The sequence below is a fragment of the Helicobacter saguini genome (assembly GCF_000762875.2).
Taxonomy (GTDB): domain Bacteria; phylum Campylobacterota; class Campylobacteria; order Campylobacterales; family Helicobacteraceae; genus Helicobacter_A; species Helicobacter_A saguini.
In genome coordinates this window covers 81822-107375 of sequence record NZ_JRMP02000006.1, presented here as the reverse complement: position 1 = coordinate 107375, position 25554 = coordinate 81822, and the positions used below count along the sequence as shown (strand labels likewise).

Below are 25554 nucleotides of genomic sequence, written 5' to 3'. Positions count from 1 at the left end.
ATTATTGCTTCTTAGAGTAGCTCTCTTTTTTAACATCTTTTTTCTTTTTCCCTTCTTCCCTTGCTTTGATTCTATCTCTTTCTTTTTTAACGTCTTTAAGCCTTGATATAGCTTTTAAATCTCTTGCTTCAAGATTGAAACTAAAAACATCACTATACTCTTTTATGGTGTCTACGTCAGCACTACCCGCTAGAGTTGTATATCCTTTTTGTAGATTCCATCTTAAGATAACTTGAGCAGGAGTCTTATTATATTTTTGTGCAACTTTAGTTACGATAGGCTCTGTAAATATTTCATCTCCAAAACCAAATGGAATAAATGTAGCTACTTGCATTTTTCTATTATAAGAATCATCCACCAATCTATCATCAAACATATATGGGTTCAAGAATAGTTGATTTACTACAGGTCTTATTTCACATTCTGACAAGAACTTATTAAATAATTCATACTTAAGATTTGTTACTCCAAGTGCTCTTACTCTACCACTTTTATATAATTCTTCCATACCTTGCCAAATACTAAGCTTCTGTTTTAAAAGCTTGTCATCTACTTCTTTAGGAAAAAACAAACAAAGCAAATCAACATAATTCGTCTTCAATTTAGCCAAACTTTGATTAAAACTCTCAATAAAATCATCAGCACTTGTTATGTTTTTACCTTCCAATTGCAATGATACAAAAATCTCTCCTCTATCTATACCACTTTTTAGTAATCCAGCACCAACATCTTCCTCACTTTTATAAACACCTATGTGTCTATATCCTATATTTATAGCTTCTACTATAGCCTCTGAATTTTTATAGCTATCATTACTAAGAACCCTTGAATATGCCCCAAAGCCAAAAATTGGCATTAATACACCATTATTAAGTCTTTGTGTACTAAAAAAACCCTGTACATCAACATGTGGTGCAGCAATCATGCCATCAAATAATCCAGTTCCAACAACCAAAGCTCCAGTAGTAATGCCCGCTATTTTCATAAAATCACGTCTACTTATATTCCCTTGCATAAAAATCTCCTTGAAAAATTTAGAAAAAAAAATTAAAAGATTATACAATATATAAATGTTTTTTTCAAGTAAAAAATAAGATTTTTAAGCATTGTATTCTTAAAAATTATCACACATAAAATCCATTTTCACACAAATTCTAAAAATATATCATTTTAAGATAGAATCTGCAATTTAAAAAATACCAAAAAGGACAAAAAACTATATGAAAAAAGTGCATGTAATTTCACTTGGTTGTAGTAAAAATCTAGTCGATAGCGAGGTTATGCTAGGGCGATTGTGCGAGTATGAAATCACAAGTGAAATCAAAGAAGCCGATGTGATAATAATAAACACTTGCGGTTTTATCGAAGCGGCAAAAAGTGAGAGTTTGGGGCATATTTTTGAGGCGTTAAATGTGCGAAAAAAGGGCGCATTGCTAGTGGCAAGTGGCTGTCTAATCGCGCGATACGCACAAGAAATAAAAAAACTTATCCCTGAAATAGATATAATGACGGGTGTGGGCGATTTTAATAAAATAGATTCTATGATAGAATCTAAAATCACAGAATCTAAACGCAACTTGTATTCAAAAAATACGCTAGATTCTAAAAAAGATTCTAATATTATAGAATCTAAGGCGAATTTTGAAGTCAAAAAAGATTCTAAAAACACTGAATCTAAGGGAGTTTTTATAGAATCTAAAAGAGATTCCAAATTAGATTCTAAACCACAGCCAAAAGTAATAATAAGTAGCAATAAAGTCTTTCTAAATGATAATGAGAAACGCGTCATCACAGGCTCAAAAATCCACGCTTATGTGAAAATTAGCGAAGGGTGCAATCAATCTTGCTCATTTTGCGCTATTCCCACTTTCAAAGGAAAATTGCAAAGCCGCAGCATAGATTCTATACTAAAAGAGCTTGAAAATCTCGCTACACAGGGCTTTCAAGACATTTCTTTTATCGCGCAAGATACTAGCTCATTTTTGCTGGATTTGGGCGTAAAAAATGGACTTTTAAAGCTAATAAACGCGGTGGAAGCACAAGGTGCGATAAAGACGGCTAGAATCTTGTATCTTTACCCAAGCAGCACGGACTTTGCACTGCTTGATTCTATCGCAAATAGCGAGATTTTCCAAAACTATTTTGATATGCCGATACAGCATATCAGCCAGCGCGTTTTGCGTGATATGAACCGCAGTTATAAGGATGTGCGATTTTTGCTTGATTATATGAAAAAGATTCCAAATGCGTTTGTGCGAAGTAGCGTTATTGTCGGCTATCCAACCGAGAGTGAGAGCGATTTTGAGGAGCTTTGTGAGTTTTTGAGCGATTATAAATTTGATAGGCTGAATGTGTTTGAATATTCGAGTGAAGAAGGCACACGTGCGGGACTTTTAAAGGAGCTACCAAAAATGATACGCACAAAGAGAATAAATAAGATAAAAAGAATCATTGCTAAAAATCAAAAGGAGCTTTTTAAAAGTATGTTAGGGCAGGTTTTTCCTTGCATTATTGAGGGGAAAAGTGAGGTTAGCCCGATGTTTCTAAGTAGCCGAGATGTGCGGTGGGGACGCGAGATTGATGGTGAGATTTTGATAAATGATGTTTCTTTTTCGCTTTTGGAATCTTTGGGTAATAAAGATTCTAAAAACTTGCAGGCTAAAGATTCTAATATTTCACAAGGTAAAGATTCTAATATTTTAAGGGTAGAAGATTCTAATATCTTAAAAACTAAAAATTCTAACATTTTAATGGCTAAAGATTCTAAAAATACCCCTTTCACGTCTTTAGATTCTATGAATTTAGAGGGCTATTTTAATGTGAAAATTACAGAATCTAAGGACAATATTTTAGTTGGGAAAGTGGTAGGCTAAATAATAGAATTTTGGTTATTTTGGATTAAAATAACTTTACAAACAAAGTCTCATAAAAATTTTAATATTTTCATTTATGTAATTCCGCCAAAATTTACATTTTTTTTCACAAAATTCACAAAACTAAATTTTATATAATATAATTATGATTTTAAAAAGGGTGAGATTGCAAGGTAAAAGTAAAGGCAAAGTTTATGGAAAGCAAAGAGACATTACAAGAGCGGTATAAGCGGCATTTGCTACTTGATGATATAGGGCAGGCTGGGCAAGATAAGCTAAGCAAGGCAAAGGTTTTGGTGATTGGCATTGGTGGGCTTGGTTCGCCTGTGTGTATGTATCTGGCGGCGGCTGGTATCGGTCGCATCGGCATTTTAGATTATGATACGATTGAGATTGGCAATCTGCAGCGGCAAGTAATCCACACAACAAGCGATGTAAATAAGTCCAAAGTGGCGTCCGCTAAGGCAAAAATGAATGATATAAATCCAAATATTACAATTGATGATTATTTTAGTAAAATTACGCAGGATAACGCACAGGAGCTTATTCATAATTATGATTTTGTGATTGATGCGACTGATAATTTTTCGACAAAATTCCTTGTAAATAACGCTTGTGTGGCGACTAATACGCCCTTTTCTCACGCAGGAGTATTGCGGCATCGCGGGCAGACTATGACTATTATCCCGCATAAAAGTGCGTGTTTTGCGTGTGTTTTTGATGATAATTATACTAAAGAGATGAATGAGCTTTTCCACACAGGTCCGCTTGGCGTAACCCCCGGTATTATCGGGGCTATTCAGGCGAGTGAAGCGATAAAATATTTTCTAGGTATCGGCAAATTATTGACGGATACGCTTTTGACTTTTGATGTTTTAAATACTGATTTTACAAAAATTGCATTAGAAAAAAATAAAAACTGCCCTGTGTGTGGCGGCGTTTCGAGCGAAGATTCTAATGAAGATTCTAATATAGAATCTAATTTGCAAGATTCTAACCAAAAAGTCGATATAGATTCTAATCTTATAGAATCTAAGGCAGATAATATCGCTTAGGTAAGGCTTAACATGCGTAAGGTATATATTTTGCTTAATGTTTCATATTTGCGTAAATTTTGCTAAGAGAGGATAGGTATGGATTTATCAACGATTTTGGGTATTGTGTTGTCGATTACGAGTATCTCGGTTGGGGATATTTTGGAGGGTGGTAACCCTTTGCATGTTATTCACTTAAGCTCGGTGCTTATCGTGATTCCAACCGCGATGTTCTCCGCGATGACGGCGACACACGCAAAGGCGGTCAAGGCGGCGTTTAAGGAGTTTAAGCTCGTTTTTACAAATCCAAAGGTGAATTTGAATAATACGATTCGCCAGATGGTCGAGTTTAGCTCAGAGGCTAGGAAAAATGGCTTGCTTACGCTAGAGGCGCGTGTTTCGCAACTTGAGGATGACTTTACACGCGAGGCGATGTCAATGATTATCGATGGTCGCGAGGCAAAGGATGTGCGTGAGGATATGGAGATACAAGTAGAGCAGCTAGAGCATTATTACCACACTGCAGCGCACTTTTGGATACTAATGGGTAAATCTTCGCCTACATTTGGTCTAGTTGGTGCGGTTATGGGTCTAATGCTTGCGTTGGCGCTTTTGGATAACCCAGCTGCGATGGCAAGTGGTATTGCGGGGGCATTTACCGCGACGGTTACGGGGATTATGAGTGCGTATGCGTTATTTGGTCCTTTTGGGCAAAAGCTGAAGGCAAAATCACATGATATTGTGAAAGAAAAATTGCTAATTTTAGAGGCGGTCGTAGGTATCGCAAATGGCGATAACCCGCGTAACTTAGAGCAGAAATTGCTAGGATTTATCCCACCGGGCGAGGCGAAAATTTCACAATTTGAATAGGTTTTAGAATCTAAACCGCTTGAAAGGGCGGACGTTAGGTCATATTGAGCGAAGCGAAACTTAATTTATAGAATCTAGATTCTATAAAATTCCGCCTATCACATTAAATAAGGTTAGGAGTTTAAAATTATAGAATCTAGATTCTATCCACTTATTTAAAAGGGTGGCTTTAGGAATTAGCAAAGCAAGATATAGAATCTAGATTCTATCCACTCATTTAAAAGGGTGGTGGGTGGGCGTTAGGTTTGAGCGAAGCGAAATATCTATATTTAATGTATATGGAGCAAAACAAAATATTTAATTTATAGAATCTAGATTCTATAAAACACAATCTCAAAAAGGAGACAAAATGGCAAAGAAATGTAAATGCGAAGAATGCCCCGCAGGTGAGAAATGGGCTGTTCCTTATGCGGACTTTTTGTCCTTGCTACTTGCGTTATTTATTGCGTTGTATGCGATTTCAGCACAAAATACTTCGCGTATCAAGGCTGTCACACAGGCTTTTATCACAATTTTTGATGCGACTCCTATGCCGGAGCGCACTATGCCTGTTATGATTATCCCGCCTGAGCCTAGCACCGTTCGCCCAGAATCTGAGCAAACTGAGAAAAATACTAGCACAAGCACTAGCTCGCCAACAACCGTTGTTACGATTACGCAGCTATCTAACCTTATCCAAGATGGCGGTTTGCTAGAGCAAATCGAGCAAGGCACGACCTTAAGGCTACCTAGCGAGATTTTATTTGAGCAAGGAAGTGCGGAGTTAGCCAACCAAGATACGCGAACCGAGCTTGACTTACTTGCAAGTTTAATTGCCAAACTGCCGCCAGAGGTAAATGTCAGCATTCGGGGCTACACTGATAACTCCGTGCCAAGCGGCTACATGGACAACTACGAGCTAGCAGGCAAACGCGCCGCAAATGTCATGCGTTATCTAATCAGCAAGGGCGTAAATCCCGCAATGCTATCCTACACATCATTTGGGCAATACAACTCCGCTGTGCCAAACAATAGCGAGGTCAATCGCCATGTAAATAACCGCGTGGAAGTCTTCTTTAACACCACAAAAGTCTCAACGCAAGAAGTGCAAGGCGTGCTAGAGGACATGCGAAATAACTAGATTCTATATTTTAAAGTGTTTATCATTCACACAGCGATTTCTAAGAGTTGCCACATCGGGCTTACCACGCTAAAGGCTAGAAATGTGATAAAAAGTCCCATTAAAATCGTGATTAATGGTTCGATGATGATACTTAGGCTTTCTAGAGCTTTTTTATATCTTTTCTTATAAAATTCATAATTTAGCTGCAGAGATTTATCAAATGCGCCACTTTCCTCGCCGCTTTTCAATAGCGAAATATTCGCAATTTCAATATCAATATGAGAAAACGCATAACTTAACGCATGACCGCCATTTAGATAATCTATCACAGGTTTGAAACTTTCTTTTATCATAACATTATTTACCAAAGAGTTACAAATTTCGATACTTTGTAAAAAATCAACCTTGCTAGATAAAAAATAATAAAGCCCCAAAAAATACCGATACAATTCATAATCAAGCAAGATTCTATTAATAATAGGAATGTTTAATAAAATTCTATCTTTCATAACTTTTTTGGAAAAAAGTGCCGCAACAAAACTCACAAAAATTATAAAAAACATAACTATTTGCACAAAATATTCGCTTAAAAATCCACTAATTGCCAAAATATATCGCGTGCTAGTAGGCAGGCTAGAATTTAGCTCACCATAAATATTTGCAAATTCTGGCACGACAAAAATCGACAAAATAAAAAAAGCAACCACGCAGGACACGAGCAATAAGCATGGATAAATCATCGCTTTAATCATGCTTTGGACAAATTCGTTTTTCGCGCGGATTTCGCGTGCGCATAGCTCACACATTTCGCTCATTTTGCCGCTTTTTTCGCCGATTTCAAATAGCACCACGACCAAATTTCCGCATACTTTTGTGTGTTTTTTGAGCGCGACTGATATGCTTTCCCCGCCATTTAGCGTCTCAATTATAGAATCTAAAAGGGCGATATGTTCCCTAAAATGCAAGCCTTCGCGGATAGATTCTAAAAGCGCGATTAGTCCAAGTGAAGAGTTTATGCCAAAGCCTAGCTGCCAAAAAATGTTTTCTAACTCGTCTAATTTTGCGTTTGGGTTTATGAGATTTGAGATGCCAAATTCTTGGATATTTATTAATATAACGGGCTTATTTTTTATTTTTTCTATCGCTTTATCTTTGCTATTTGCAGTTATAAAGCCTATTTTTTCGCCTTTTATATCGCGATATAAATATTTAAAAATTTTCATTTTGCTTCTTTCTTAATTAAAAATTAAGTAATTATACACATAATTCTATAACTTTTTGATTGTGAGATTGTTGATTTTCTAAATTAGATTCTATAACAATATACTGATTTGGTATACTTAGATATTAATATTTAAAAAAAACATATAAGAATCTTAATTATAATGTTTTTTTACCTATGAATTGAAATATGAGAAACTTGTGAAATGTTATAGCACTAATAAATCTTAGAATCTAAATTTCACATTTCACACAAAAACGATAAAATATCAAAATACAAACAAAAAGGACAAAAGATGTGGCAAAAGGGCATTGCTGATATGATGGATAAGATTGATAGCACGTTTTTTACGCGTTGTTTGCTGGCGAGTTGCGAGATTATCAATGTGCTAAATACGCGGCACTGGCTTTTGTATGAGGACTATGGCGTGGGCGCTGGGGGCGATGAGTCTTGCGGTGGCGACTTGATTGCGGAGGCGATTTTTGCCAAGTATCTTACGCCGTTTTATAGCATTGATAGCGAGGAGAGCGGCTTTATCGCGGCTCGTGGGAGTGCGCCGCGTGGCAAAATCGTGCTTGACCCCCTTGATGGTAGCAATAATTTTAAGTCGAATATCCCCTATTTTGGCGCGTCTTTGGCACTTTGCGATAGTGATAATATCGTTAAAGAGGGCTTTATTGTGAATTTTGCTGCGCGAAAAATTGTCTATAGCAATGAGCGTTTGCTGAAAATCACGCAAGTGCCGCTTACCTTTAGCTTTGGGAATCTAGATTCTATCCCTGATTTAGATTCTATAAAAGAGCTAGAAAGCCATCTGCAAGGCGATGAAATGGCACTGCGTGAGCTGCTAAATAACGACAAGGAAAGTGGCGATTTTAAGGGGCTATGCAAGGAGATTATGGCACAAAGTGGCGATGTGGATTCGACTATTTTTCCTACGCTTTTTAAGAGTGGCTTTGTGCGGTATGAAAATAAGACTTTTTCGCACAAGCTAAATTGCGGGATTTTTGAAAAGGCAAGCTATCATTTAGACTTTGCAAAAGAGCTGTTAAAACAGAATCTAAAGTTTCGAAGCCTTGGGGCTGGGGCGCTTAGTATCGGCTTTAGCTTTGAGTCTTTGTTTGTCATTTTACCTACTAAAGTAAGAAAATATGATGTTTTGGCGGGATTTTTCTTAGCGCAAAATGAAATCAAAACGGGCAATCTAAGCGAATATCAAAAATATATCCCAAACCTTCGCGCTGTAGATTCTAAATACATTTTAATCACAAAAGACTTTGATGTGGTGGAAAAACTTAGGAATGTTTTGACGTAAGAGAGTTTTATAAAGATTTTTAGTTTTATAGAATCTAAATCACGCGTTTTTTTCCAAAATCACCTCTTTATTGATATTCCCATCCAAAAAGTAGATTTCGCGGTGTGCGTATTGCGCCATTTCAGGCTCGTGCGTCACCATTAAAATCGTGATTTTTAGCTCCTTATTTAGCCTCGTCATAATCTCCATAACCTCAATGCTACGTTTGGTATCAAGGTTGCCCGTTGGCTCATCAGCTAGCAAAAATAGCGGGTGAATCACAATCGCGCGCGCTATTGCCACACGCTGACACTGCCCGCCGCTAAGCTCGCCACTGCTGTGGTGCGCCCAGTTTTCTAAGCCGACCATTTCAAGCGCCTCATACGCTAGCTTCTCACGCTCCTTTTTAGCCATACCACGATAAATAAGCGGCAGCTCGACATTCTCAAGCGCGCTCGTGCGGCTTAGCAGGTTAAAACCCTGAAAAATAAAGCCCATATAATGACGCCGCAGTAGCGCCCTTTGATTGCGAGAGAGCGCAAACACATCCACGCCATTAAAATAATACTTGCCCGTGGTAGCGACATCAAGGCAGCCAAGGATATTTGCCATCGTGCTTTTGCCAGAGCCAGATGGTCCCATTAGCGCTACAAAATCGCCTTGCTCAATGCTTAGATTAACCCCATGCAACGCCTGAAACGCGCTCTTGCCCTTGCCATAAGTCTTTGTAATTTTTTGCAACTCAATAAACGCCATAGTTTTAACTTTAGATTCTATAAATTTAAGAGTAGAAATTATAATATAAAAATAAATGTTTTATAGAATCTTTTTAAGCCTTGTTTTCAAAAGCCTTAGCGATTATGTCGCAGATGTTAGAATCTAGGGCATTTAGTGCTTGGTAAATAGCGCACTCCATAGCCCTTGCATTACTTTTACCATGGCTAATAATCACAGGCTTTTTAATGCCAAGAAGTGGTGCGCCGCCATATTCAGCATAATCAATCTTTGCCTTTAACGCCTTGAAAGCGGGTTTTGCTAAAGAGTAGCCTATCATATTTAATAGTGACTTTTTTATCTCGCTTTTTAATATCGAATTTATAGCCGCCGCCACGCCCTCACTTGCTTTTAACACAAGATTACCCATAAAGCCATCGCACACGACCACATCCACGCTACCATTGAAAATGTCGTTACCCTCGACATTCCCCTTAAAACTCGCACCCAAAATATCGCTATCCTTTAGCATTTTAAACACAGCCTTAGTTAGCTCATTTCCCTTAGAATCTTCCTCGCCATTAGCTAGGATTCCAACGCGTGGCGTGGCGTATTTTAGCACCGACTTAGCGTAGTGATAGCCCATAATCGCAAACTCATACAAATACTCCGGCTTGCAATCAGTATTCGCCCCCGCGTCCAAAATAATGCTAGGATTAGCCGTGATAGTCGGCATACAGGTGCATATCGCAGGACGGGAGACGCCCTTAATGCGACCCACTTGCAAAGTCGCAAGGCTCATCGTAGCCCCGCTATGCCCAGCACTCACACACGCATCCGCATCGCCATTTTTCACTAACGCAATGGCTTTAAATATCGAAGATTCACTGCGTTTATTAGCCGCGCTTGCATGTTCGCTCATCTTTATATAATCGCTCGTTGGGACAATCTCGACATTTTTTAGGCTTTTTATCGATAAAGATTCTAAGTGCTTTTTTATTTCACTCTCATCGCCTACCAAAAACGTCTTAAACTCCTTATGATTTAACGCCGCACGCAAACCATCAATCACAGGAGCTACGCCATTATCCGCGCCCATCGCATCTAATGCTATTTTTTGCATAATTTTTCGCTTTAGAATCTAGCTGTAATTTTGCGTAAATTTGTTAATGTGATGCGGCAATTTCCAGCTGCCATCCTTATCTTTAATCGGTTTTGCCAACGCGATTTTATAATGCGTCCTTCTTTTCGCCGCCCTAGTCTTGCTTACTCGTCTCTTTGGAACTGCCATTTTCTACTCCTTAATATTATAGTCAAGTCGTATCGATTCAATCTCGCTATTTAGCACAAAATCAATATCGATAAAGCCATCAAAAAACTCGATGACATCAAGGTCAATCTCGCTTTGGCTTTGCATTTTGTAGATACCATCTGCAAAATACAAAACCAAATCCTGCGTTATATTTTTGCTAAATTCTTCGCCACTTTTAACGCAAATTAGATTCAAACTCCCGCTTAAAGTGCCGCTAAATTTGACTAATTTAGAATCTAGCCTTGTTAGTTCGCCTTTTAGGGTTATGCTTTCTGGCGTTGATTCTATGTTTTGAGATTCTATAAAATTATGATTTTTGTTAGAATCTTTATTAGAATCTTGCAAATTTTGCAACTTTTTAGAATCTTTTTTTATACTAAAATCTTGCAAATTTTCCAACTCACAGCCACTTTTTGTAATATCCACAATCTTTGGCGTTCGCGTAATTTTCTTAAATTCTATCCGCAAAATTCCAACCTTTTAGATTCTATAGAATCTAGATTCTATATAAAAGCAAAATTTTAAAGATTCTCGCAAAATCTTATAGAATCTTATAGAATCTAAAACCTACACATTCCATAACTTTTAAAGCAAAAAATTATAGAATCTAGATTCTAATAAATCTTACTCTTAGCAAAAAAGAATGCGATTTCATTTGCCGCATTCTCCTTAGAATCACTGCCATGCACCGCATTTGCATCAATGCTATCTGCAAAGTCCGCTCTTATCGTGCCTTTTGCTGCTTCCTTTGGATTTGTCGCACCCATAAGTTCGCGATTTTTTGCTACCGCGCCCCTGCCCTCAAGCACCATAACGACCACAGGACCGCTAATCATAAACTCAACCAAGTCCTTAAAAAACGGACGCTCCTTATGCACGGCGTAAAATTCTTGTGCTTCCTTTTTACTAAGCTGCACCTTTTTTGCCGCGGCAATGCGTAGTCCATTATCCTCAAATCGCGATATAATCTTACCTATAACGCCCTTTTTTACCGCATCAGGCTTAATAATCGATAGAGTTTGCTCCATATTTTCCCCTTTAAAAGTTATGAAAATCCTAACTTTTGCAACAAAACTAAGATTCCATAAACAAACATTAAAAAAACCGCTATTTTACACAAAAAAGCAAGAAAAATCAACAAAAAATTCTAAATTTTATAGAATCTTCAATTTTATCAAATATAATTACACGCAAAATTAAAACTTTTGGACAACAAATGACAAACTTCTCCAAACTAGGCTTTATAATGGCGACGCTTGGCAGCTCCATAGGGCTAGGGCATATCTGGCGATTTCCTACGATGGCTGGGCTAAATGGCGGCAGCGTTTTCATCGCTATATTTTTGCTAATCTCCTTTGGCGTGGGCATTTCAATGCTAGTTGCTGAAATGCTAATAGGCAATCGCACCAAAACAAACGCGCAAGACGCCTTTGCCGCCTTAGATGAAAGCAAGCACAAAAAGTGGCACTACGTGGGCTTTTGCATCGTTGGGGGACCTTTGATTCTAACATTTTACTGCGTTGTGCTAGGCTGGGTTGTGTATTACTTGGGCGTGATAAGCACTGATTTACCGACAAATATGCAAGATTCTAAGCTACTTTTTTCGCAGTTAAAAGAAAATATTTTAGCCCAAATCATTAGCCTTTTTGTAGTCGTATTTTTGACCGCATATTTTGTCGCAAAGGGCGTGAAAGACGGCATTGAAAAGCTTAATTTTATCTTAATGCCTATGCTTTTTATCGTGTTTTTAGGGCTTTTATTTTACGCGATGAGCATGGAGCATTTTGTAGATTCTGTAAAATTTATGTTTGCTCCTGATTTCAGCAAAGTCACCGCACAAACGCTAATAGATTCTATGGGGCAGGTTTTTTTCTCGCTATCTTTGGGTATCGGCATAGTCATAACTTACGCCGCTTTTACTGAATCTAAGCAAAATCTATTCCACGCAGCCCTTTGGGTCGTAATCCCAGGCATAATAATCTCGCTAATTGCCGGGCTAACCATTTTCACATTCGTCTTTGAATACAAGGGCGATGTCGCCGAAGGCACAGGGCTAGTCTTTATCACACTGCCTGTGATGTTCGCACAGATGGGCTTTTTTGGGAGCATTGTTTGCATTTTGTTTATGGTTGGGCTGGCGTTTGCTGGGATTTCTAGCACGATTTCGCTTTTAGAGCCTAGCATAAAGTGGCTGCTTGACAAAACGGGGAAAAGTCGCGGTGTTTTGACTTATAGCGTGGGCTTTGTGGTGTTTGTGGTCGGCTGTGTTTTGATTGTCTCGCTAAATGAGAATGCCCTGCAGTTTGGCGGTAAGAGCCTATTTGAGTGGGCTGACTGGATTAGTGCGAATATTTTGATGACTTTTGGCGGGATTTTATCTGCTGTGTTTGTAGGATATGCGATAAAGCGGGAGCATTTGCGTGAATGGACGCGTGATTATTTTAGCGAAGGTATGTTTAGATTCTGGCTTTTTGCTATTAAATATCTCGCCCCGCTAATGGTTTTGTGCATTTTTACATATCAAATCTACGCCCTTATAAAGGGGAAGTAGGATTAATTTTAAAAATAAAAAATTACATTTTTTTAGTTTAAAGGTCAAAAATTTATGTTTTTTAAAAATTTAAAGGTGCATTTTATCGGTATTGGCGGCATTGGCGTGAGTGGTTTGGCGCGATTTCTTAAGGCGCAAGGTGCGATTGTAAGTGGCTCTGACATTGCGGAAACTAGCATTACAAAGGGTTTGCGTAGTGAAGGAATCACGATAAATATCCCGCATGATAGCGGCGCGATAAATGGCAAGGATTTGATTATCCACTCCGCGATTATTAAGGATTCTAACATCGAAATTATGGAATCTAAACGCCAAAATAAAAAAATCTTTTCGCGTAAGGACGCACTTTTGGAGCTGCTAAAAGAGCGGCAGGTGCTTAGCATTTGCGCTGCGCATGGCAAGTCTAGCACGAGTGCGATTTTGAGCGCGATTTTGCCTAAAGCTGGCGCGATTATTGGCGCGATTAGCAAGGAGTTTAATAGCAATGTGCGCGTTTCAAAGGATAAATTGCTAATTTTTGAAGCCGATGAGAGCGACAAAAGCTTTCTAAACTCAAATCCTTACAAAAGTATCGTGCTTAACGCTGAAGCCGAGCATCTGGAGAGCTATGGGGGTGATTTTAATGCGCTTAAAAACGCGTATTTGGAGTTTATAAAACTTGCTAAGGTGGCTGTTTTGAATGTGGGCTGTCCGGTGGTTTTGGAGCTTTATAAACGTTTGATTAAAGAAATGCCTTATTTAGATTCTAAAGTTAGTTTAGATTCTAATGTCGCTTTAGATTCTGTTGAAAGTAGCGAAAATAATAATGTTATAGAATCTAGACTTACTAAAATTGATACTTTTAATCCAAAAAATGATATAAAAAATATCCACTATACATTGCAAGATTCTAAGCCATATACTGCGTTTAGCTTTAGAGATTTTGGTGAATTTAAGATTTTTGGGATAGGTGAGCATAACGCACAAAATGCAGGAATTGCGATTTTGAGTGCGTTAGAGTTTCAAAATATAGAATCTATTCGCAAAAATATTCTAAATTTTAAAGGTATTAAGAAGCGATTTGATATTTTGTGTGATTTAGATTCTAAAAGCCCTTGCATTATCGATGATTACGCACATCATCCAACAGAAATTCGTGCGACTTTGAGTGCGGCTAAGATTTATGCAGACTTACTTTTTAAGGAAAAAGTTAGGGAATTTGAAAGTTTAGATTCTACAGAATCTACTTTCAAAAAACATTTGAATAAGTCGCAAGATTCTATAAAAATCACTGCGATTTTTCAGCCGCATAAATACTCGCGTTTGCGTGATAATTTGGATGCGTTTTGCGCGTGTTTTGTGGGCTGTGATGAGCTTGTTATTTTGCCTGTGTGGGCGGCTGGTGAGGAGAAAATCGACTTTGATTTTGCCAAGCTTTTTAAGGCGTATAATCCTATTTTTGCGGTGCGTGTGAAACGCGTGGATTCTAAGAAAGGGGCGAGTTTGCACCTGCTAGATTCTAATGATAAGCTAATTAAGATTCTAGATTTTGGCATTATTTTAGGACTTGGCGCAGGCGATATTACCTACCAACTCCGCGGCGAAAAATAAAGAATATATGTTAATCCTTAAAAAAATAAAAAGCTCGTAGTTTAGCACTTCTAGAGCGTGGGTTTGATTTTATTTCACTTGCACTTGCTACTAATGGCTTTTTGTATAGAATCTGCCCTTTTGCGTGGTTATTTCCGCATTCGCACTTCATTACATTCTCGTCGCACACGCAGTTTTTAGCCCAGATTTTAAAGGTTTCTTTTATGATTCTATCTTCTAGTGAATGAAAGGAAATGACGCAAAGTAGGCAATTTGCAAGATTTTCACAAGCCTTTAGTAGCCTTTTTAGTTCGCCTAGCTCGTCATTTACGGCGATTCGCAGGGCTTGATAGATTAGTGTTAGTGGGTGGATACTTTTTTTGTGATTTAATTTTAGCGCGATTGCGTGTAATATTTCACTTGAAAAATTAGGATTTTTAGAATTTTTTCTAAGATTCTCACGCTCCAAAAGTATCAAATTTACTAACTTTTTATACTCTTTTATTTCACCATATTCACTAAAAATTTTCTCTAACTCCAAACGATTATAAGTGTTTAGAATCTCATTTGCACTCAAATTTTGCGAAACATCCATTCGCATATCAAGGGCAATTGAATTAAAACTAAAGCCACGATTTATATTATCAAACTGAAGCGAACTAACGCCTATATCAGCCAAGATTCCAACTAATTTCACATTTTCTAAAAAGCTAGATTCTATAATATTAGAAATATTAGAACTTTTTGGGCGTAAAAATTCATTTAAAATAAGCGGTAACATCTCACCAAACGCCCCCTTAACAATATAGATTCTATCATTAAACTCATCGCACAAATTTTCATTATATTTTATGGAATCTAAGTCCCTGTCAATACCGATAATCTTAAGTCGCGGATAGCTTTGTAAAAGCTTGCGTGAATGCCCACCATAGCCTAGAGTGCAGTCAATTATAAGTGGAAATTGATTATTAGATTCTATAACTTTATCCCCCAAAAAGTTAGGATTTTTAGAATTTAAGATTCTATTAAAAGTTTCTAATACTTCATTTAAAAGCACAGGGATATGTGGCGAGTTAGAATCTTTTATCATTTATTTCCTTATTTCACTCACTTAAATGGCGTTTGGTTAAGGGCGCATAAAAGTCTATGCGGCGGTCGCGTAAAAAGGGCCAGATGTCGCGGACTTCTTTTGTGCGATTTTTATCGATTTCAGCGTATATAATCTCATCTTTATCGCTACTAGCTTGTGCTAAAATCTCGCCTTGAGCGCCACAAATAAAGCTATTTCCAAAAAAGCGAATGCCCTGTATATCGGCATTTTTTGCACCCTTAGAATCTTTAGAATCTTGTGACTTAGATTCTATAGAATCCAAACAACTAGATTCCACAAAATCCGCGATATTTATAGAATCTAAATTCGGCTCAAAGCCCACGCGATTGATACTTGCCACAGGGATGCCATTTGCCACGGCGTGGCTTCGCTGAATAGTCTGCCACGCCTCAAGTTGTCGCGTTTTTTCAAGCGTAGAATCCGCGTCAAACCAGCCAATCGCCGTAGGGAAAATGAGCAAATCAGCCCCCGCCATACTCATAAGGCGCGCCGCCTCAGGAAACCACTGGTCCCAGCAAATAAGCACACCAAGCCGCCCAACACTCGTCTCAATGGGGCGAAAGCCCAAGTCACCGGGCGTAAAATAAAACTTTTCATAAAACTGCGGGTCGTCTGGAATGTGCATTTTGCGGTATTTTCCAGCGATTTTGCCATCACGCTCAAAGACCACAGCCGTGTTGTGATAAAGCCCAGCAGCACGTTCCTCAAATAGCGAAGTAACCATCACCACGCCGCACTCACGGGCGATTTTAGAGAAAAATTTAATGTTAGATTCAAAGTCACGCGCAAACTCAAAATACTTCGTATTCTCACTTTGACAAAAATACTGCATTGTGTGAAGCTCTTGCAGCAGCACTAAATCCGCATTTTTAGCCGCTTTTTTAATGCACTTTTTAGTTTTTTCTTTCATTTTTTCACTTAGCTCAAATTGCCAAGATTCTAAGCTTAAACCTTGCGAATTTTGTAACTTTTTAGATTCTATAGTTTTATTTTTTAAAATCTTTTTTAGCTCATCAAAAACATAACTTTGCTGGATTAACGCCACTTTTATTTTTTTAGAATCTTTTTTCATATTTGCCACCTTTTACATTTTAAAACTAAGTCCTTAGTATCATTATAGCTTCTATTAATTAAGTTTCTATCTTTACCCACAAATGTTTAAAATGTATGATTGTATTATGAAATATAGATTTATACATAGTTTCTATAGAATCTAATCCGTTTTAAAACCTGCTTGGATAAGCGTATGCAAGTGTATCACGCCTTGCAAGTTTTTATTTTTATCCACAATGGGCAGGATTTGAATCTTAGAATCTTTCATAATTTTTAGCGCGTCAATGGCGAGCATATTAGAATCTTCAATCATTTTTGGCTTTTTTGTGGCGTAGTTAAACGCGCTAGATTCTAAGCTAAAGTCGCTATCACACATCGCACGTCGCAAGTCGCCATCGCTTAAAACGCCTAAAAGTTTGCCAAAATTTTTTATCGCTTTAGAATCTAAATCTTTAGAATCTTTTTTAGATTTTTTACTAGATTTTGTAACTTTAGATTCTATAACATTAGCATTTTTAGAATTTTTTGCCCCAGAATCTTCTATAGAATCTTCTATAAAAAACGCATTCCCCAACCGCCCCTTACTCATCACAAAAATAGCATCTTTCAAACTCACGCCTACATTTAATAGCGGTAAATCGCTCCTTTGCATTAAATCAGCGACCTTCACAAACAGCTCACGCCCAAGCGAGCCACCAGGATGAAACGCGGCAAAATCGCCCTTTGTAAAGTGCCGCGCATTCATAAGACAAACCGCCAACGCATCGCCCATCGCAAGGCTCAAAGTAGTCGAAGTAGTCGGCGCGGTGTTAAGCGGACACGCCTCTTTTTTAATCTCAATAGGCAAAAAAAAGTCGCCCAAAGCGGACATTTTGCTAGTGCGACTACGCGACATCGTAATGATTTTCAGCCCAAAGCGGCGGATATGCGGCAAAATCTCCACGATTTCAGCACTCTCCCCACTATAACTAATCGCCAAAACGCAGTCGCTATCCTGCAGCACGCCCAAATCGCCGTGCATCGCTTCACTCGGGTGTAAAAAAAAACTAGGAGTGCCGGTGCTGCTTAGCGTGGCGGCAATTTTTTGCGCGATAAGCCCACTCTTGCCGATACCAACAATCGCTAGCTTGCCTTTTAAGCTTAAAATTAGCTTAATTATAGAATCTAAATCGCCCAAATCGCCGTCATACTCGCTCAAAGCTAACGCTTCTTGCTTTAAAGTATCCATAAAAATTTGTCTAAAATCCATCATTAAACTTTCCTAAAAAAAATTTAAACATAAAATTTTATCATAAACTAAAATATTTATTTAATTTTATGTTTTTTGGCGTAAGCTTCTATTTCATCTCTTAAATATTGCGGAAAAGATTCTCTATATATTGCTGGGATTCTAGGGTCTAGTTTTTTATCTAGTTTTCCACTTTTATATAATTCTTCTAAAGATTCTGGCGTGTAGTATAGTGGAGCGTTTGGATAGCCTTGTGGTGGAGTTACTGCTAAAACATTAGCGTATAAAACTAATATATCATATTCTAATTGTGGGTCTTCAAGAGTTGGTATATCTGGTAAATCTAGTGCTGCGGTCTCTCTTCGTCTTTGTATTAAAAAATTTGATATTTTCATAAATTCTTTTCGCGTTTCTTGCGTGGCTTTAGAATCTCTTGGGTCTAGTAACTTTCCTTCATAAATATAATCATCAATTTCTGGTAATATATCATTATAAGCATCATATTTACTAAAATCTAGTATCCAATCTGCTCCGATTATTTCATCTATATATGGTAACATCCCAAATTTATCAGGTTTTATTTTGTTAACTAATGCTTTTACTTGTTGTTTTTTTAATGGATTATATTTGAATCCTAATTCTGTTTCACCTATAATGTTTTTTCCAAATATCATAATGTTGTTACCTTTGGTTAATTCCCATGGGTTTATTTGCAATCCTAATATAGCTTCTTGTATATATCTTGATGTAAAACCACAATTATCTCTTGCAAAATATTCAGCTCTCCCTAAAATTCCAGCTGCTATACCCCACTCTTGCCCATGCAAGTATGATCTCATTGTATTTTTCTTTTTATCAACAATGCGATATAAGTCTTCATAATCTCTATTTATTATATTACCATCTTCATCTACAGCACCTATTGCGTCAAATGGTATATCTATTACGCTACTTCTTAAGCCACTTCTTATTACTAAATATTTATATCTTTGCATTCTTGTTTTTAAAGATTCAAAGTAGGCTTTTTCTTTTTTAGTCCATGGAGCTATTGCTTTTTTTATAGGGTCTTTTAGGTATAAATCTTGCCATGATTTAAATGTATTAAATGTAGAACTTTGCCCTGTTGTTTGCGTTGGGTCTAAATATATAGGTTGATAATGTGCGTAAGGGGAGTTACGAATAATATCGTTTGTTTCATTAAGTAATCTTGTTGATATATAAGCATTTTCTTTTAAAAGTTTCTTATCTTCTACCGGAAGTTTTTTTATCTCATCGCGAAACATTGTCTTTATATCATATACATAATCTTTAAAAATTATATTCCCTTCAGAATCTAAATGTATATCATTGCCAAATATATCTTTTACTATACGCATTATTTCTCCTTTTAAATTAGATTATAATTTATCCTAGCCATAGCCCATCTTCTATGATTATAGTAGTAGCTAGTCTGCCTATAAATTTGGGACGTTTCATGTGCTCACTTCGCTTGCTAAGACCTACGTGTAATGCCCTAATATTATTGTTACCTATTGCGTCTAGACACAACATAAGTTCTCTTGCTTTATCTTTATCAAAAATATTTGTGCGTGTATTTGTAAAATAGTATTCTTTATAATCATATAAAATTTGTAAAGCTTTATTATATGAGTCAATACCTGAACGTTTTTTATCATCTTCTAATATTTTGAATTTTTTATATAAGCTCAGTTTATCTTTACTTTCCAATACTTTATAATTCAAAATATTATCTAAAGATATTTTAAAGCCATTGCTAAAAAACTCTTTATCTTTTATTTGTTTTTTAGAATCTAACTCGACATCTTCTATACTTTTTGCCCCTCTTTTTTCATCTATAATTAGAAATTTCAATAATCTTTCTAAAATAAATTCTTGTATATCATTATAATGCTGTTTCATACTATATAGCAAAGCACAATGATAATCAAGCCCACCTGTGCAAAGTCGTGAGCCATAAATCATAGTTTGTAAATCAAATGAAATAAAATTATTTTTTATAAGTAGCGGATAATATACTTTAGCATCTCTTTTTAATGCTAGTGGGTCATCGTAAAAATATGTATATTTTGTGTGTAAAATATTTTTATATTGTTCTTCTTGAAGCTTAATAATATCTGGTAATATTATATCTAATGCTAGCAATACAGAAGATTCTAGCAAAGATGATTGAATGGAATTTTTTAAATCCATATTCTTTAGTATTTGTGAAATTTGTTTCTTTCTTACACTTTTATATATTTCAAGCAGTTGTTTATATCCTATGGTAGTGCTTCTAGAATCTATTTTTATGCCATTAATATGTGTTATGTGATAGAATCTTATATTATTTTTTTGTATATTGTATGCTAATATTTTTTCATTAAATTGCTCTGCTATGTTACTTGTTTTTGAGTTTTGTTTAAGTTTTGTAATTGCTTGCTGTATTGCTTTATTTACATTTTTATCTTTAATGTGTAGTGACTTAGATTCTATATCATTTATTATTGCTACTTTAGCATTACTACTTTGCAGGGCAACACATTCTTGTAATAATTTTTTAAACGCATTTTGTGTAATATTTTTTGTAAGTATTACTGAAGTTTTATCCGTATATAAAGATACTTTTGCTATGTAAAGTAATCCTAATTCTTTTTTGATTGTATGTATTAAAAAATCTTTTAATGAATTGTTGTTCCACATATATGTAACACACAGCCCAAATACATGTTTTGTAGTATCCATAATATTATTATTTACAAATAATTCTAGTAAAGGACAAGCAGTTATAAGAAATTTTGTAAGTAAATCATGTATAAAATTATCAATACTTTCTTGTCTAATATTTTGTATATAAGATTTATATTCGCTACTTTGCATTATTTTTTCATCTAAGATAGCATAATCTTTGTCATTTAGCTTATCTATAATACTTGTAATGTTGTTGTTACTAGATAATGATACATCTTGCAATATGGAATCTTTAACTTCTTTTAAAAATATTTGATTAAATATGTTTGTTTGCTTACTTGCAGATTCTGTATTATTAATTATGTGCGATATTAAATCAACTATATCTTTTGCTTTAAGTTGATTAAATGTAAAATTATATTTTATTATCTTATAACTACCATTTTTACTTGATAGATGAAAATAACCTTTTATAATATTTGTTTCAATTTTAATATTTGCTATAGGGAAGTTAATATTAAACATATAGATTCCATAAGTAATTACTAAAATATCTAAGAAGCTAAAAGAATTATCGTTTGGTTTTTTTGTATCATAGATTGCTTGTTGTACATAAGATTCAAATGTTTGTAGATAAAGTGTGGCGATTTCTAATTCTTTATCTATTACTTCTTTTAAGTTTGTATTTTCTTTTTTAAAATAAGAATTTATATGTAACAAATCATTATAATCTTGAATTTTTTGATTATCAAATAAATATTGTTGTTTAGATAATAATGTATTGTATGATACATTATAGTATACAAATGGCGGTATATTGCATAATATATCAATAAATTTTTGACATAAATTTGGGGTAATATTATTTTCTATAAACTCTATTGCTTGTTTTATATTTTCGTTGTTATAAGATTCTATAATTTTTTTAATTTCTTGATAAGATTTATGTAAATTATATCCTATAGTTTGTTTGCTCAAATAAAATATGATACTAAAAATATTATTTGCGTAATATGTAATATTATTTAGCAAATTACTTATATTTTTTATATCTTTATAATTATCAATTTTTTGCGTATATTCTTTTTCGTCTATAATAATAAAGGGTGACAAAGAAAGTATGTATGTTTTATTTTTTTGATTAATTTCTATATTATAATCACTAAAGTCTCTAGTTGTATTATATGTATTTTTATTGCTATCAAATTTAGGTTTATGTGTGCTATATTCTATTGCTATTTTATTACTTGCGATATTATTTAAAATAACTTCATTTAACCCTGCATTATGTTTATTAGGGCAATTTGTAATGATTAAATAATTTTTATTCATTTTTGTTGTGCCTTGCTCTTCTTTGTTATATTTTGTTATATTGATAGTTTTCTTGCATAATTATTTCTACAAATTTAGCTGAATTAAAAAATGGAGATTCTATATATGATAAATATCTTAATTCTCTAGTTTTATGTTTAAAAATATTAGTGCTAAAAGTATTGCTATTTGCATTAGTAGTATTTAAATTTTTTGTAGAACAAATATTATATGAATATGTTTGATTTTTAATTCTATGATTAATATTAGAGATATATCGTTTATTATCTATAAAGCCTTGCAAATATTGTGTTAGTATATTTGAATCTAATGTTAATATTAATCCAGCTTCTTGCGTGAATGGTAGTGTAGGATAATGTGCATTAAGATTAAAGCCTGATATATCAATAATCTTTACTTCGCTGTCATATTCAAATATAATAGCATTGCTTAATAATTTAGATTCTATCAAGTTAGCATAAAGCCCAGCTTGAGTAGAAATAAATTTTGATATTGGATTTTTAAAAGCATAATCATATTGTGTTTGTTTAAAATTATCGTATTGAGTAAAAGATTGAAATGTTGATAATCCTAATCCAAACATTAAAGCATAAGGATTGCGTCCAAATGAAAAAGATGTAAAAACAGATTCTATTAGAATCTTTAAATATTTCTTTATTTCATAGTCTTTGCAGGTTTTTATATATTCTTTAATATCATTAAATAGATTGTTTAATTCATTTTCAATATTATGTTTAATAATATTGTCAAAAGTTTTAGATTCTGTGATTTCTTTTATTTCTTTTTTTATATTATCTGCTAAGTTATCAAGCAAATTTGATACTTCATTATATATATCATTATCTATATTGTCAATTAATTTGCTGAGTGAATCTATATTTTTATCATTAGATTTTTTATAAAGTTGTAAGATAAAATTTTTAATGATAGTATTGTGTCTATAAGATTTAAGAGTTAGGATTCCATCATTCCATATATTAATATCTGGTTTTTTTGTTAGAAAATTTATATACCCTTGCAGTGTTATGTTCGTAATCTTAAAGTCAAATTTGACAATATATTGTTCCTTATCTTGTAGATTAGCTTGTATTTTTCTAAACAAAGTATTTAGATTTAATTCATTATTGCTATATATTTCTACTTGTATATTATGAGTAGAGGTATTAAAAAGGATTTGCGTGATTTCTTGTGCTAAATTCATTATTTTTGTATCTGTAAATAAGGACAAATAGCTATCATTAAAATTTTCACAAAAGAATTTTATAACTTTAGGAGAAGATTTTATAGCATTGTGAACTTTGGTTAATAGTTCCTTTCTATCTTGAATTATCATTCATATCCTTATAGAGTAAATTAGATTCTATAATACTTAAAACAAAATCATTAAGGCTTTAACCACAATGCCCAAGGGGCTTTTTTGTGTATCCACATATCTACTAGCTCATTTTTATCACGCAGTGTATCCATACATTTCCAAAAGCCTGTGTGTTTATATGTGTAAAGTTTAGAATCTAAGGCTAGATTTCGTAATGGCTCTTGCTCGAACACCACATCATCTCTGCTACTTGGGATATAATCAAATATGCTAGGCTCACATACAAAAAATCCTGCGTTTATCCATCCTTGATTAATATTTTTAGAATCTCCTTTTGGCTTTTCAGTAAAAGACTTAATCTTACCGCTACTAGGTTCTATATCAAGTGCGCCAAATCGCCCATCTGGCAGGATTGATGTCATAGTGCAAGCCGCATTTTTACTTTTATGAAACTCTAAGAGTGCTTTTAAATCCACATTACACACGCCATCACCATAAGTTAGCATAAAGCTCTCATTACCTACATAATCTTTAGCATGCAAGATTCTACTACCTGTCATCGTTTCTAAGCCTGTGTAAAGCATCGTTACTTTCCATGGCTCTACGCGGTTTTTGTGTATCTCAAAGCTATTATTTTCCATATCGATAGTAATATCGCTATATCGCATATAATAATTTAAAAAATACTCTTTTATCACATGCCCTTTATAACCTGTCAAAATAATAAAATCATTGAATCCATAATAGCTATAAATTTTCATAATATGCCAAAGGATAGGGTATCCACCGATTTCTATCATAGGCTTTGGGACTAAGTTTGTCTCTTCGCTAAGCCTTGTGCCAAGCCCCCCTGCTAAGATTAATACTTTCATTTTTTACCTTTTAGATTCTATATCTTAGAATCTTTAGAATCTAGATTCTATAGAATCTATTTTTTAGAATCTTCTTTTGATTCTAACAAGCCGTTTTTGGAGTCTAGTAAATGTGTGATGACACGTTCTTCTATCATAGCCATTTTTACGGCGGGGGGGAGGGTATTTTTACGATACATTTCGATTACTTCTTGTGGGTTTTGCCCATTCATCATTGATTCATAATATAGGGCTTGATAGACTTCGTTATCATCTACGTGGATTTTTTGCTCTTTGGCTAGTTTGTCGATTATAAATGTAACTTTTACGCTTTTTTCCGCATTTGGACGCTCTTTATCTCTTAGCTCTTTTATTTTAGATTCATTCCCACGCAAAGATTCTAACTCATCCTTACTCATCTGCCCTGCGGCGTTATTTACTAGCACATTTATTTCTTGCTCGATTATATTTTCTGGCAGGGCAAAATTATAGGTTTTTGCGATATTTTCAAGTGTTTCTTCTTTCAATTTTTCATTATAAAGCTTTAAACGCTCCTCGTTTTCTAGCTCTTTTTTAATGTTTTCTTTTAGCTTTTCTAGCGTATTTTCATCCTTATCACCTAGCAAAGATTTCGCAAAAGAATCATCAATTTTTACTTTTCCCTTTTCTTTTATCGCATTTAGTTTCACCTTAAAAGTGGCGTCTTTCCCGGCTAAATTTGCATTTTGATATTCTTTTGGAAAGGTTACTTTTATTTCACGGCTCTCGCCTACTTTCATTCCCTTTATAGAATCTTCAAAGCCCGGGATAAACTGCCCAGAGCCTATTAATAAATCAAAGCCTTCCGCCTTGCCACCTTGAAACGCCACTCCGTCAATAAAGCCTTCAAAGTCGATATTGCCGATTAAATCGCTATCAAGCGACGTAGCCTTAGATTCTATAATCGGTGCGCGAGATTTTGCAATATCATCCAAACGCTTATCCACCGCAGATGAATCCACAGGTGATAAAGTAAAACTAGGCACACAAGATTCTATATCCTTTAATTCAAAAGACGGCGAAAGTCCTATTTTCATCTCAATATCAATGCCCTTATCACTCTCATCAAACTTCGTAATTAAGGGCTGTCCTATCACATTTTTAGAATCTATTCCTAAATCTTTCAAAGCAGATTCAAAAAAGTTATCAATACTTTTTTGCCTTGCTTCTTGCTCTAAATTATCTTTATAGCGATTTTTCACCACGCTCACAGGCACTTTACCGCGTCTAAACCCATCTATTTTCATATTTTTAGCATAAGAATTTGCCAACTTCTCAATGTGATTATTTATCGTCTCTGTCGATATTTTCCCACTCGCACTCGCATTAGCATCATCAACTCTTTTTGTTTCCATATCTATCCTTAAGGTTTTATTAGTATAATTGCAAATGTGTA

General features: G+C 35.0%; 20 protein-coding genes and 2 pseudogenes. 7 read left to right on the top strand and 15 right to left on the bottom strand.

Going from position 1 to position 25554, the window contains the following annotated elements; all coding sequences use genetic code 11:
* Position 1 precedes the first annotated feature (1 nt).
* The gene (locus tag LS64_RS05305) at positions 2-1015 is read right to left on the bottom strand and encodes an aldo/keto reductase (RefSeq protein WP_052062545.1); all 1014 of its coding nucleotides are present in this window, start codon (positions 1013-1015) and stop codon (positions 2-4) included.
* Positions 1016-1220: 205 nt separating this feature from the next.
* Between LS64_RS05305 and rimO the strand changes: the two are divergent.
* From rimO to motB, 4 genes and pseudogenes are all read left to right on the top strand, one after another.
* Positions 1221-2615: pseudogene (gene rimO / locus LS64_RS05300) on the top strand (30S ribosomal protein S12 methylthiotransferase RimO); the annotation flags it as partial.
* A 452-nt stretch (positions 2616-3067) separates the two neighbouring features.
* A pseudogene (locus LS64_RS05295) lies at positions 3068-3808 on the top strand (HesA/MoeB/ThiF family protein); the annotation flags it as partial.
* Between the two features lie 198 nt (positions 3809-4006).
* A complete protein-coding gene (motA, locus tag LS64_RS05290) occupies positions 4007-4777 on the top strand; it encodes a flagellar motor stator protein MotA (protein WP_034572525.1) in 771 nt (256 codons plus the stop codon).
* A gap of 349 nt (positions 4778-5126) precedes the next feature.
* A complete protein-coding gene (gene motB / locus LS64_RS05285) occupies positions 5127-5897 on the top strand; it encodes a flagellar motor protein MotB (RefSeq protein ID WP_034572523.1) in 771 nt (256 codons plus the stop codon).
* A gap of 26 nt (positions 5898-5923) precedes the next feature.
* On the opposite strand, the gene LS64_RS05280 is transcribed toward motB, so the two are convergent.
* Positions 5924-7102, bottom strand: coding sequence for a type II secretion system F family protein (locus LS64_RS05280; protein ID WP_034572520.1), 1179 nt, complete (start codon positions 7100-7102; stop codon positions 5924-5926).
* Between the two features lie 294 nt (positions 7103-7396).
* Between LS64_RS05280 and LS64_RS05275 the strand changes: the two genes are divergently transcribed.
* A complete protein-coding gene (locus tag LS64_RS05275) occupies positions 7397-8416 on the top strand; it encodes an FIG domain-containing protein (protein WP_118949331.1) in 1020 nt (339 codons plus the stop codon).
* Positions 8417-8455: 39 nt separating this feature from the next.
* Here LS64_RS05275 and LS64_RS05270 read toward each other — a convergent pair whose 3' ends face one another.
* From LS64_RS05270 to ndk, 5 genes are all read right to left on the bottom strand, one after another.
* A complete protein-coding gene (locus LS64_RS05270) occupies positions 8456-9151 on the bottom strand; it encodes an ABC transporter ATP-binding protein (RefSeq protein ID WP_034572685.1) in 696 nt (231 codons plus the stop codon).
* A gap of 73 nt (positions 9152-9224) precedes the next feature.
* A complete protein-coding gene (plsX, locus tag LS64_RS05265) occupies positions 9225-10232 on the bottom strand; it encodes a phosphate acyltransferase PlsX (protein WP_034572682.1) in 1008 nt (335 codons plus the stop codon).
* Positions 10233-10250: 18 nt separating this feature from the next.
* Positions 10251-10400, bottom strand: coding sequence for a 50S ribosomal protein L32 (rpmF, locus tag LS64_RS05260; protein ID WP_034572679.1), 150 nt, complete (start codon positions 10398-10400; stop codon positions 10251-10253).
* A 3-nt stretch (positions 10401-10403) separates the two neighbouring features.
* A complete protein-coding gene (locus LS64_RS05255; protein ID WP_202391515.1) occupies positions 10404-10889 on the bottom strand; it encodes a DUF177 domain-containing protein in 486 nt (161 codons plus the stop codon).
* A 146-nt stretch (positions 10890-11035) separates the two neighbouring features.
* Complete coding sequence (gene ndk / locus LS64_RS05250; RefSeq protein ID WP_034572676.1) at positions 11036-11449, bottom strand: nucleoside-diphosphate kinase; 414 nt, start codon at positions 11447-11449, stop codon at positions 11036-11038.
* A 188-nt stretch (positions 11450-11637) separates the two neighbouring features.
* Here ndk and LS64_RS05245 point away from each other — a divergent pair, with 188 nt between their 5' ends.
* Complete coding sequence (locus LS64_RS05245; protein WP_034572673.1) at positions 11638-12972, top strand: sodium-dependent transporter; 1335 nt, start codon at positions 11638-11640, stop codon at positions 12970-12972.
* A gap of 54 nt (positions 12973-13026) precedes the next feature.
* Positions 13027-14562 (top strand): UDP-N-acetylmuramate--L-alanine ligase, encoded by a 1536-nt coding sequence (locus tag LS64_RS05240; protein WP_034572670.1) that lies wholly within the window; start codon positions 13027-13029, stop codon positions 14560-14562.
* Positions 14563-14572: 10 nt separating this feature from the next.
* Here LS64_RS05240 and rsmH read toward each other — a convergent pair whose 3' ends face one another.
* The 8 genes from rsmH to tig all read right to left on the bottom strand — a co-directional run bounded on the left by rsmH (position 14573) and on the right by tig (position 25513).
* The gene (gene rsmH / locus LS64_RS05235) at positions 14573-15631 is read right to left on the bottom strand and encodes a 16S rRNA (cytosine(1402)-N(4))-methyltransferase RsmH (protein ID WP_034572667.1); all 1059 of its coding nucleotides are present in this window, start codon (positions 15629-15631) and stop codon (positions 14573-14575) included.
* 13 nt (positions 15632-15644) lie between these two features.
* Positions 15645-16562: a carbon-nitrogen hydrolase gene (locus tag LS64_RS05230; RefSeq protein ID WP_052062779.1), complete on the bottom strand. Its 918-nt coding sequence runs from the start codon at positions 16560-16562 to the stop codon at positions 15645-15647.
* A 303-nt stretch (positions 16563-16865) separates the two neighbouring features.
* Positions 16866-17957 carry a KpsF/GutQ family sugar-phosphate isomerase gene (locus LS64_RS13170; protein WP_052062563.1) on the bottom strand — a complete coding sequence of 364 codons (1092 nt, stop codon included), beginning with the start codon at positions 17955-17957 and terminating at the stop codon, positions 16866-16868.
* 53 nt (positions 17958-18010) lie between these two features.
* The gene (locus LS64_RS05220; RefSeq protein ID WP_052062562.1) at positions 18011-19309 is read right to left on the bottom strand and encodes a hypothetical protein; all 1299 of its coding nucleotides are present in this window, start codon (positions 19307-19309) and stop codon (positions 18011-18013) included.
* 28 nt (positions 19310-19337) lie between these two features.
* Positions 19338-21953, bottom strand: a complete 2616-nt coding sequence (locus tag LS64_RS05215) for a hypothetical protein (RefSeq protein ID WP_034572665.1) — start codon at positions 21951-21953, stop codon at positions 19338-19340.
* Positions 21954-21978: 25 nt separating this feature from the next.
* On the bottom strand, positions 21979-23181 hold the full coding sequence (locus tag LS64_RS05210) for a hypothetical protein (protein WP_138127255.1): 1203 nt from the start codon (positions 23179-23181) through the stop codon (positions 21979-21981).
* A 155-nt stretch (positions 23182-23336) separates the two neighbouring features.
* On the bottom strand, positions 23337-24140 hold the full coding sequence (gene rfbF / locus LS64_RS05205; protein ID WP_034572659.1) for a glucose-1-phosphate cytidylyltransferase: 804 nt from the start codon (positions 24138-24140) through the stop codon (positions 23337-23339).
* 56 nt (positions 24141-24196) lie between these two features.
* On the bottom strand, positions 24197-25513 hold the full coding sequence (gene tig / locus LS64_RS05200) for a trigger factor (protein WP_138127253.1): 1317 nt from the start codon (positions 25511-25513) through the stop codon (positions 24197-24199).
* Positions 25514-25554: the final 41 nt, after the last annotated feature.

Coding starts and splice junctions, on each gene's coding strand:
- LS64_RS05270 (WP_034572685.1), bottom strand. CDS start 9,151: ATGGCGTTTATTGAGTTGCAAAAAATTACAAAGACTTATGGCAAGGGC.
- tig (WP_138127253.1), bottom strand. CDS start 25,513: ATGGAAACAAAAAGAGTTGATGATGCTAATGCGAGTGCGAGTGGGAAA.
- rsmH (WP_034572667.1), bottom strand. CDS start 15,631: ATGATAAAAGATTCTAACTCGCCACATATCCCTGTGCTTTTAAATGAA.
- LS64_RS05220 (WP_052062562.1), bottom strand. CDS start 19,309: ATGCGTATAGTAAAAGATATATTTGGCAATGATATACATTTAGATTCT.
- LS64_RS13170 (WP_052062563.1), bottom strand. CDS start 17,957: ATGATGGATTTTAGACAAATTTTTATGGATACTTTAAAGCAAGAAGCG.
- LS64_RS05275 (WP_118949331.1), top strand. CDS start 7,397: ATGTGGCAAAAGGGCATTGCTGATATGATGGATAAGATTGATAGCACG.
- LS64_RS05215 (WP_034572665.1), bottom strand. CDS start 21,953: ATGAATAAAAATTATTTAATCATTACAAATTGCCCTAATAAACATAAT.
- plsX (WP_034572682.1), bottom strand. CDS start 10,232: ATGCAAAAAATAGCATTAGATGCGATGGGCGCGGATAATGGCGTAGCT.
- LS64_RS05305 (WP_052062545.1), bottom strand. CDS start 1,015: ATGCAAGGGAATATAAGTAGACGTGATTTTATGAAAATAGCGGGCATT.
- motA (WP_034572525.1), top strand. CDS start 4,007: ATGGATTTATCAACGATTTTGGGTATTGTGTTGTCGATTACGAGTATC.
- LS64_RS05245 (WP_034572673.1), top strand. CDS start 11,638: ATGACAAACTTCTCCAAACTAGGCTTTATAATGGCGACGCTTGGCAGC.
- LS64_RS05280 (WP_034572520.1), bottom strand. CDS start 7,102: ATGAAAATTTTTAAATATTTATATCGCGATATAAAAGGCGAAAAAATA.
- LS64_RS05240 (WP_034572670.1), top strand. CDS start 13,027: ATGTTTTTTAAAAATTTAAAGGTGCATTTTATCGGTATTGGCGGCATT.
- rfbF (WP_034572659.1), bottom strand. CDS start 24,140: ATGAAAGTATTAATCTTAGCAGGGGGGCTTGGCACAAGGCTTAGCGAA.
- motB (WP_034572523.1), top strand. CDS start 5,127: ATGGCAAAGAAATGTAAATGCGAAGAATGCCCCGCAGGTGAGAAATGG.
- ndk (WP_034572676.1), bottom strand. CDS start 11,449: ATGGAGCAAACTCTATCGATTATTAAGCCTGATGCGGTAAAAAAGGGC.
- rpmF (WP_034572679.1), bottom strand. CDS start 10,400: ATGGCAGTTCCAAAGAGACGAGTAAGCAAGACTAGGGCGGCGAAAAGA.
- LS64_RS05230 (WP_052062779.1), bottom strand. CDS start 16,562: ATGAAAGAAAAAACTAAAAAGTGCATTAAAAAAGCGGCTAAAAATGCG.